The sequence below is a fragment of the Luteolibacter pohnpeiensis genome (assembly GCF_016595435.1).
Lineage (GTDB): Bacteria > Verrucomicrobiota > Verrucomicrobiia > Verrucomicrobiales > Akkermansiaceae > Luteolibacter > Luteolibacter pohnpeiensis.
In genome coordinates, this window is sequence record NZ_JAENIJ010000095.1 from 1 (window position 1) to 2,210 (window position 2,210).

The following is a 2,210-nucleotide window of genomic DNA, read 5'->3' on the forward strand; positions in this document are numbered from 1 at the left end:
CCGGCGGAACAAGCCGTCATAGGCATAGCTCACGTCCATCGTCGCCGTGCTGCCCGAGGAGGAGGAGCCCGGAACACTCGCATTGGCATCCACCATCCGCACCATCTGATTCCAGGCATCCCAGGTTACGGTTCTCGCGTAAAGCGTCGTCCCTTTGGACATCACCGTGGTATCGGAGCCAATATACGAATACCCAGCCACACTAAAACTACTAGTGGAATCATAGACGGTGTCAAGCCTTGAAAGCCAGTCACTCATCGAATTGCTTGATTCATACTGGTGGGTGATTTCCCTTCCACACGGGTAGGTGATCGATTCAAGCCGGTTGCTGTAACCATCTCCGGCCGAACGTGCGTAGACCACTTTGGCGGTCGTGCCATTATCATGGTGAAATTACGCCGATAACACGCAAAAATCGGGAAGCCCCCCCCGCCAAGATGCGAGAAACTTCATCAACTAGGCCTTCCAGCGAACCCTCAGAGGATCATTCGATTTTTGCGAAGGCTACGCAGCTGGCTCTATCAAGAAGCTCCGATCAGAAACCTGGCATGATTACCAGTTGGCACGCCCACTGCAGTTGGCTGCAACTATTACAAAGACCATTTCGACTATTCCGATTTCATCTTCTCCTGCGACTCCTCGTTCAAACTTTCCTTCAGTTTAAGTCCACTCATCGTTCTCAGTGCCAAATGAATCAACGTCAGAGCCGCAAAGGCACCGCATCCGATCCTACTCAGAAGGTTCTCGTTCATGAAAACGCCTGCACCGCACACGAAAAAAAACACAATCGCGCACAGAGTATTAAAAATGCTCCAAGCTTTCATAGCAATTGTTCAATTTTGGGTAGCATGCCACGATAGTATTTTTCTGATATTTCAAGTTTACTTCTTATGCACAAGTAACAATACATCCTTGAGAAAATAAAAAGTTGGCACCAGCCCTACCAACGGAATAAAGCTAATACTCCAATGAACTGATTCGAAATTTTCTGAAATCAAAAGAGACCCAAATCCAAGAATGGACAATACGACCATTAAAGTATTACGAGTATAAACAAACCAGCAGAATATCACTATCGCAGGCAATATTAGAAGCATTACATTTTTCATTATCCGAGAATAATTGGACATTTATCACATGACTCCAAACACTCCTTTTTGGCACCCGCAATGCGTGAAGAGGCATTTTTGATATCAATGTGAGCTTCAAGTATACATAACGCGATAGCACATCCAGCGCTTAGCCCCGCACATGCAGCCATCCCAATAGCAAAGGCAGTAAAAGCTCCGTCGGCGGTGGCTGCAGCGCCGACATTACAGAACGTTACACATTGATCTCTATTATTAAGCTTATCGCATTTCTTCATCGCCTGATTAATCAGCTCGGGGGCAAACCTAGCACCGAGAAGACCTAAGTAGTGAGCCTGATTGACCGAGTCATTCCTCACAAATGCATAAAGATTAAATCCGCCTTGTTCTCCGATGGGATCCCTGCTTGGCCATCTGCCCAGCTCGGTGAGGTAATACCGGTAGCCGTAGTTATACCAGCCCGTCTCAAGGTCGGCGTCTTCACCGTGGAACATCGTCGTCCAGTTATACAGGCTGCTTGTCCGCACGCTGAATGATGGCGTCAGCACCGTCACTCCACCAAATACAACGTAGCGGTAGCGCTCAACGATCACTCCAGAGGTGTCGGTGATCGATACCTTGCTGCTCATGTTGTCGCATACCGCGTATTTCCGGTTCACACTTGCTCCGCTGATTGCGTTCCGAGCGACCAGGTCGTTGCGACCACGACCGCCGTATAGGTATTCGTTCTTCAGCGAGCTGTTCGACGGGTTGCGATCTTCAATGCATTTCCATTGCTCGTTCCAGTAGTAATCGACACTTGGCCGCGAGGTCCCTGAAAACGATTTGCGTGTCCGGCGGAATAAGCCGTCATAAGCGTAGCTCACGTCCATCGTCGCCGTGCTGGCCGAGGAAGAGGAACCCCGAACACTCGCATTGGCATCCACCACCCGCACCATCCAGTTCCAGGCATCCGGGGTTACATTTCTCGCGTAAAGCGTCGTCCCATTGGACATCACCGTGGTATCGGAGCCAATATACGAATACCCAGCCACAGTAAAACTACTAGTGGAATCATAGACGGTGTCAAGCCTTGAAAGCCAGTCACTCATCGAGTTGCTTGATCCATACTGGTGGGTGATT

General features: G+C 49.3%; 2 protein-coding genes. Both read right to left on the reverse strand.

Annotated features, from left to right (window positions below):
- On the reverse strand, positions 1–258 hold a 258-nt coding region (locus JIN85_RS20160; protein WP_200274236.1), incomplete at its 3' end, for a hypothetical protein.
- A gap of 850 nt (positions 259–1,108) precedes the next feature.
- The coding region (locus tag JIN85_RS20165) for an RHS repeat-associated core domain-containing protein (RefSeq protein WP_200274238.1) at positions 1,109–2,210 on the reverse strand (1,102 nt) is incomplete at its 5' end.